Origin of the sequence: Peribacillus faecalis (genome assembly GCF_014712675.1) — a bacterium.
Taxonomy (GTDB): Bacteria; Bacillota; Bacilli; order Bacillales; family DSM-1321; genus Bacillus_AD; species Bacillus_AD faecalis.
Genome location: NZ_JACXSI010000063.1, coordinates 1 through 6,752 on the forward strand (window position 1 = coordinate 1; position 6,752 = coordinate 6,752).

6 protein-coding genes, 2 tRNA genes and 1 rRNA gene are annotated in these 6,752 nt (G+C 39.6%); 1 reads left to right on the forward strand and 8 read right to left on the reverse strand.

The genetic code is table 11. The annotated features are described in order from the left end of the window. Window positions 1–136 precede the first annotated feature (136 nt). Window positions 137–793, reverse strand: coding sequence for a redox-sensing transcriptional repressor Rex (locus tag IEO70_RS18045; protein ID WP_190999771.1), 657 nt, complete (start codon window positions 791–793; stop codon window positions 137–139). A gap of 305 nt (window positions 794–1,098) precedes the next feature. Between IEO70_RS18045 and IEO70_RS18050 the strand changes: the two genes are divergently transcribed. Further along, window positions 1,099–3,042, forward strand: coding sequence for an ABC-F family ATP-binding cassette domain-containing protein (locus IEO70_RS18050; RefSeq protein ID WP_190999772.1), 1,944 nt, complete (start codon window positions 1,099–1,101; stop codon window positions 3,040–3,042). A gap of 487 nt (window positions 3,043–3,529) precedes the next feature. Here the strand turns inward: IEO70_RS18050 and tsaD are convergent, their stop codons facing one another. From tsaD to rrf, 7 genes are all read right to left on the reverse strand, one after another. After that, a complete protein-coding gene (gene tsaD, locus IEO70_RS18055) occupies window positions 3,530–4,546 on the reverse strand; it encodes a tRNA (adenosine(37)-N6)-threonylcarbamoyltransferase complex transferase subunit TsaD (protein WP_190999773.1) in 1,017 nt (338 codons plus the stop codon). After that, window positions 4,543–4,995 (reverse strand): ribosomal protein S18-alanine N-acetyltransferase, encoded by a 453-nt coding sequence (rimI, locus tag IEO70_RS18060; protein ID WP_190999774.1) that lies wholly within the window; start codon window positions 4,993–4,995, stop codon window positions 4,543–4,545. The genes tsaD and rimI overlap by 4 nt, the downstream gene beginning before the upstream one ends. After that, entirely contained in the window at window positions 4,995–5,717 is a 723-nt protein-coding gene (tsaB, locus tag IEO70_RS18065) for a tRNA (adenosine(37)-N6)-threonylcarbamoyltransferase complex dimerization subunit type 1 TsaB (protein ID WP_190999775.1), read from the reverse strand. The genes rimI and tsaB overlap by 1 nt, the downstream gene beginning before the upstream one ends. Continuing rightward, window positions 5,714–6,169, reverse strand: coding sequence for a tRNA (adenosine(37)-N6)-threonylcarbamoyltransferase complex ATPase subunit type 1 TsaE (gene tsaE, locus IEO70_RS18070; protein WP_190999776.1), 456 nt, complete (start codon window positions 6,167–6,169; stop codon window positions 5,714–5,716). Before tsaE ends, tsaB begins: the two co-directional genes overlap by 4 nt. A gap of 165 nt (window positions 6,170–6,334) precedes the next feature. After that, window positions 6,335–6,410, reverse strand: a tRNA-Asp gene (locus IEO70_RS18075). 3 nt (window positions 6,411–6,413) lie between these two features. Then, window positions 6,414–6,490, reverse strand: a tRNA-Met gene (locus IEO70_RS18080). 147 nt (window positions 6,491–6,637) lie between these two features. Next, window positions 6,638–6,752: ribosomal RNA gene (rrf, locus tag IEO70_RS18085) — 5S ribosomal RNA — on the reverse strand.

The window sequence follows — 6,752 nt, forward strand, 5'->3', positions numbered from 1 at the left end:
GATATCAATGGAAATTAAATAAGATGACCCCTGTACAATACAGAGATCATCTTAATCAAGCAGCCTAAGCGTCCTTTTTTATAAATGTCCTTTACAAAGGGTACATTTCAAAAGTTGAACAGCCTTTTTTTGATTGTTATTCTTCCGTATCCGCTTGTATTGGGTAATGCTTCAAGAAATAAACAAGTGATTGAAGCTCGACCGCCAAATCAATATGATGTACGCGAATTGATGGCGGCACATTTAAGCGGGCTGGCGTAAAGTTTAAAATCCCCTTCACATCTGCCTTCACTAAACGGTCTGTAATACTTTGAGCAGCCGGAGCCGGTACGGTTAAAATCGCTACTGAAACACCCTCGCTCTTAATTGTCTCTTCCATTTGATCCATATGGTAAACATTGATGTCGCCTATTTTTGTTCCTACTTTATTTTCATCGACATCAAATGCCATTTCGATTTTTGTATTATTATTTTTCAAGAAGTTATAATGCAAAAAAGCAGTTCCCAGATTTCCCACACCGATTAGAGCTACTTTTGTTAATTCATCTTGATCTAATGTTTTTCTAAAGAAGGATAATAAGTAATTTACATTATAACCATAGCCTTTTTTGCCTAATGCTCCAAAATAGGAAAAATCTCTTCGGATTGTTGCTGAGTCTACTTTTACCGCTTCACTTAACTCAGCAGATGAAACACGTTGTTTCCCCGACGAGTGAAGATTCTTTAGAAATCGGTAATATAGAGGCAACCTTTTCGCTGTTGCTTGCGGAATTTTTAATGTATCTTGTGGCATAAAAATACTCCCCCCCATTGTATTTTGCAATAAAACATATTCATCCGTCCAATTTCTTCAGGGCTTAAAGTAAAAATTTTTATTTTTTAACAAAACTTTATAGTCCAGCACATTTTATTTTGTATTTTTGTTACCAGTTGATTACAGACTTTCTCCCTTACCATCTTACCCCTTGCTTTGATTTTACACTATTAGCAAAAAAAAGTGTCAAAGTTTGTATTGACTTTCACAAAAGAATTGGTTAATCATTGCCCCACTGAAGAAATATCGTATAAACTATCAGTAATACAACTGAGGTGAAAAGTATGATTATTTTACAAGTAAATAAATTGGCGAAATATTTTGGAGCGGAAGTTATCCTTTCAGATATTAAATTAGAAGTGCAAGATCGTGACCGAATCGGATTAGTTGGCAGAAACGGCGCCGGCAAATCTACTTTATTAAAAATAATCGCTGATCAAATGTCTTATGACGGCGGCGAAATTATTAAACCGAAAGACCTGACTCTAGGTTATCTTGCCCAAAATACCGGACTGGAATCAACTCGCACCATTTGGGATGAGATGCTGACAGTATATGCTCCATTATTGCAAATGGAAAAGCAGCTTCGTGAATTAGAACATAAAATGACGGACGCTTCTATTTATAATAATGAAGAAAAGTATGCAAAAGTGACAAAAGAATATGATGAACTGCAAATTGCTTTCAAGGAGCAAGGCGGCTATCAATATGAAGCGGATATTCGTTCCGTCCTGCATGGCCTACAATTTCATCATTTTGATTATGATACACCTGTCTCAACCTTAAGCGGTGGACAGCGGACACGATTAGCGCTCGGTAAATTGCTTCTTTCTCAACCGCAGCTATTGATTCTCGATGAGCCTACCAACCATCTGGATATTGAAACATTAACTTGGCTTGAACAATATTTACAAGGCTACAGAGGCGCTGTTCTCATCGTATCGCACGACCGCTATTTTATGGATAAAGTCGTCAACGTCGTCTATGAATTATCACGCACCTCGATTAAAAAGTACCATGGCAACTACAGTAAGTACTTAGAACAAAAGGCTGCCGACTACGAACGCGAAATGAAGCAGTACGAAAAACAGCAAGATGAGATTGCTAAATTGAATGATTTTATCCAGAAAAATATTGTCCGCGCCTCCACGACAAAAAGAGCGCAAAGCAGACGCAGACAGCTTGAGAAGATGCAGGTGATGGACAGACCATTAGGAGATGAGAAATCAGCTTCCTTTACATTCTCGATTGAAAAGCAAACTGGCCATATCGTTGCAACAATCTCTGATGTCACAATTGGTTTTGAAGATCAAGCAATTGCTAACCATATCAACCTATCTATAACAAGAGGAGAAAGTATCGCGCTTGTCGGTCCGAATGGTGTCGGCAAAACAACCTTACTAAAAACCATCATTGAACAATTAAAACCAATCAAAGGGCGCATCTCCTTCGGATCCAATGTTATCGTCGGCTATTACGACCAGGAACAGGCAAATCTAACTTCTAATAAAAAAGTATTGAATGAGCTGTGGGATGAGCACCCTCATCGCAATGAAAAAGATATCCGCAACGTCTTAGGTAACTTTCTTTTTTCCGGAGATGATGTTCTGAAAACAGTATCGACGTTAAGCGGTGGTGAGAAAGCACGTCTAGCATTGGCAAAATTGATGATGAAAGGCGCTAATTTTCTTATTCTCGATGAGCCGACCAACCACTTGGATTTGGACAGCAAAATTGTTCTCGAAAATGCGCTTGTCGATTTTCCCGGCTCTATTTTATTCGTTTCCCATGACCGCTACTTCATTAACCGGATTGCCTCTAAGGTCGTGGAGCTTTCCAAGACCGGCTCTACAGAATATTTGGGTGATTACAGCTACTACTTGGAGAAAAAACAGGAGCAATTAGAATTGGAAGCTTTCGAACAAAACGAAAGCTCTTCTGTCCAGCAGGTGAAAAAAGAAGAGAAAGCATCAGTATCTTATCAGGCTGACAAAGAAGTAAAGAAGCGCCAGCGTCAAATTAAGCGACGTATTGAAGAGATTGAAGGAAAACTCGAAGAACTTGAAGATACGATTGCTTATCAAAATGAGCAGCTTTGTGATCCGGAAATTTATCAAGATCATGAAAAAGTAATCGAAATTAATGCCATTATCCACAATGCAAACGAAGAGTTAGAAACATTGATGGAAGAATGGTCACATCTTGAAGCTGAATTGATAGAAGACTAATCTAAAATATAGAGAAGCTAATCATTTTCTTAGCTTCTCTTTTTATTTATCCACAAAATAAAATCTAATAATTTATAAAATATTATACATACCCTATGAAATGTGGATAAAACTAAAATTTCTAAAAATTATTTGTGGAAATCTGTATTTCTGGGGATAAAATCTATTTATTTTGTGGATATTGTGGAAAAGTTCTATAATTGCGACTATATCGCCTACTATTTTGTGGATTAAAATGAGGATAAAAAGACCTTGTTGGGGATATTCCTCTCCTATTAGTTCATTTTACTCACATATTATCTGCTCATAATGAATTTTTCATAAGTTTTATGGCTCACTTTTGTTATTTCAGAATAATAATTCACAGTTCTTTTTACTTATCAAGAACAAAAGATACTTTAATCTGATAAAATTGATTTTATCCACAAGTGGATAAAGACAGAATAATGCTCAGGAAAGTTCAGTAGTCCTGAGCATTACTTTTGCTTTATTGATTCTCTAAATCAAGTCCCGGAACAGCATTCATATTATAGCCTGAGCGATTGCCCTTCTCAAAGCTGACACTTCCAGCTGCTGCAATCATCGCTGCATTATCGGTACATAACGATAGCGGCGGAATGACCAGCTCAATTTCCGGATGGTTGGCGAACTGATCTTCCAACGCTTGTCTTAAACCTTTATTAGCTGCCACCCCGCCTGCTAAAACTACTTGCTTCACAGGCATTTCCTTTACAGCTTGTGCAGTTTTTGTAACCAGCACATCAATAACAGCTGTTTGGAAACTTGCCGCTAAATCAGCAGGTTTAATTTCCTCACCACGCTGTTCAGCATTGTGAACTGTGTTAATAACTGCTGATTTCAACCCGCTGAAACTAAAATCATACGAGCCTTCCTCAAGCCATGCGCGAGGGAGCTTAATGCTAGGTGAACCTTCCTGAGCCAGCCGATCAATGTGAGGTCCTCCCGGATAAGGTAAATCAAGTGTTCTTGCAACCTTATCATATGCTTCTCCTGCTGCATCATCACGTGTTTCTCCCAATACTTTAAACGAACCATGCTCTTCCATATAAACAAGCTCTGTATGTCCTCCCGAAACGACTAGAGAAAGAAGCGGGAATTTCATTTCTTTCACTAAACGATTCGCATAAATATGGCCAGCTATATGATGGACACCGACTAACGGAATATCATGTGCAAAAGCAATCGCCTTCGCTGCATTTACACCAATAAGTAGCGCCCCAACTAAACCCGGTCCTTCCGTCACTGCAATAGCATCTATATCACCATAGGTAATACCAGCCTTTTCAAGCGCTTCCTCCAGTACAATCGTAATCGCTTCTACATGATGTCGGGAGGCTATCTCAGGTACAACCCCGCCAAAACGTTTATGACTTTCAATTTGAGAGGCTACCACATTAGACAATATTTCCGTACCATTCTTTACAACAGCTACAGCTGTTTCGTCACAGCTGGTTTCAATTCCAACGATAATTTGATCTTTCACTCAATATTCACCCACATTACAATTGCGTCTTCTTGGTTATCGCTATAATAGTTCTTGCGGATAGCGCCTTCCGCGAAGCCTAATTTCTTATATAAACCTTGAGCTACATAATTACTTTCCCTAACCTCTAAAGTCATTCTCTCGATAGCTCGTATTCTGCACTCATCAATCATGCTCGTTAACAAGACTTTCCCATAACCATTGCCCTGATAAGCAGGCAAAACTGCGATATTTGTGATATGTGCTTCATCTACTACTAGCCAGGCACCGCAATAGCCAATCACTTTCTCATCTTCCTCTAAAACAAGATAGTGAGCAAAACGGTTCTGATGAAGCTCATTGTAAAAAGCCTCCTTGCTCCAAGGAACTGTAAAGCACTGCGTCTCTACTTCCATAATGGCATCCAAGTCCCGGTCTTCTAACATCCGAATAGATACTGTATGCTCCATTACATACCATCCTTTTCCAGATTTTCTCCTGCTTGTTTCTGCTGTTGAATCCAATTAGCCTCCGCCTCTGCCAATCGCAAATATTCCGGTACAAATTCATGCACATTTTCCTCAGCTGCAAGACTTCCCAAGAAAGCTAAAGCGCTTGGTCTCGGATTCTGTTGTGTCACATCAGCAAAGACAGCTTGCTCTCCTAAGATCGTTTGCAATGTCTCTCTGTGGATATCGATATCATTGCCGATAAATAAGACTGGTCTTTCCAACTGTAAAAGTTCTTCTGCAAACTCGCTGCTTTGTACAAGACGGTCTTCCTTAACACATACCAGCTCATTGTTCTTCCACTCATATAACCCGGTAAAAATTTGACCTCTTCTACCATCAAATAAAGGAACAATGTAGCCATCAAAATATTTACCGTTCATCGCTAATACTTTCAGGCTCGAAACACCGCTAATCGGGATATTTAAAGTCCAAGCCAACGTTTTAGCAATGGTAACTCCAATTCGAACGCCTGTATAAGAGCCAGGTCCCTTTGCTACAACTATTTTATCAAGTTCCTTAGGCTTCATCTCGCAATCCTTCATCAGCTGCTCAATAGCAGGCATCGCGCGAACTGAATGGTTCTTTTTGACGTTTGTGATGAATTCTCCTGCTATCGTATTGCCATTCAGTATGGACACGCCTAAAGTATTATTAGATGTATCAATTGCTAAAATCTTCATTCTTGAATCTCCTTACATAATTGCACATACTTTTTGCCTTTAGGCATTAATACAATTCTTCTTTCATTTTCACCGGCATATAAAATTTGTATGCTTAATAACTCGCTCGGCAGTTGATCTTCAATTAAATGAGCCCATTCAACAACTGTAACCCCTTGCCCCTCAAAGTATTCATCAAAGCCAAGGTCCTCAAAAGCATCCTCTACTCTATAAACATCCATATGATATAAAGGAAGCCGTCCCTTATACTCTTTAATAATCGTAAAAGTAGGGCTATTAACATTTCTTTCGATACCTAACCCTTTAGCCAGTCCCTTAGTGAATGTTGTTTTTCCAGCACCAAGATCTCCTTCTAGTGTAATAACCGTACCTTGCGTCGCTATTTGACCCAATCTATATGCAATCTTCGCCGTTTCTTCTGGGGAATGTGTGTTAAATACGATTTCGTTCATATCTCTCACCTAACTTTTTTATTAAAAAAGCCTTAGAAAGAGCATTTCTAAGGCACTTATATTATGTAGTTTACCTTTTTTTCTTCTATTAAACAAATGTATGCTAAAGCATAGTTTGCTGAAAAACAAAAAAAACGAAACTTGGTTTCGTTGTTAGTAAAAATATGGCGGTCCCGACGGGAATCGAACCCGCGATCTCCTGCGTGACAGGCAGGCATGTTAACCGCTACACCACGGGACCATTTGGTTGCGGGGACAGGATTTGAACCTGCGACCTTCGGGTTATGAGCCCGACGAGCTACCGAACTGCTCCACCCCGCGACAATAGAATATTTAAGATTTTGTATATGCTTGATGTTTCTGACTGTTTCTTCCTCTTCAAGTCTTTCTCTGAAGTGAATGCATCGAAACAACTCGCAGGATTATCACGAGGGCTTCGCTCGTTGCTCCACCCCGCGATAATATAAAGCCTGGCAACGTCCTACTCTCACAGGGGGAGACCCCCAACTACCATCGGCGCTGAAGAGCTTAACTTCCGTGTTCGGAATGGGAACGGGTGTGGCCTCTTCGCCATCATTACCAG

Coding starts and splice junctions, on each gene's coding strand:
- tsaB (WP_190999775.1), bottom strand. CDS start 5,717: ATGAAGATTTTAGCAATTGATACATCTAATAATACTTTAGGCGTGTCC.
- rimI (WP_190999774.1), bottom strand. CDS start 4,995: ATGGAGCATACAGTATCTATTCGGATGTTAGAAGACCGGGACTTGGAT.
- IEO70_RS18050 (WP_190999772.1), top strand. CDS start 1,099: ATGATTATTTTACAAGTAAATAAATTGGCGAAATATTTTGGAGCGGAA.
- IEO70_RS18045 (WP_190999771.1), bottom strand. CDS start 793: ATGCCACAAGATACATTAAAAATTCCGCAAGCAACAGCGAAAAGGTTG.
- tsaE (WP_190999776.1), bottom strand. CDS start 6,169: ATGAACGAAATCGTATTTAACACACATTCCCCAGAAGAAACGGCGAAG.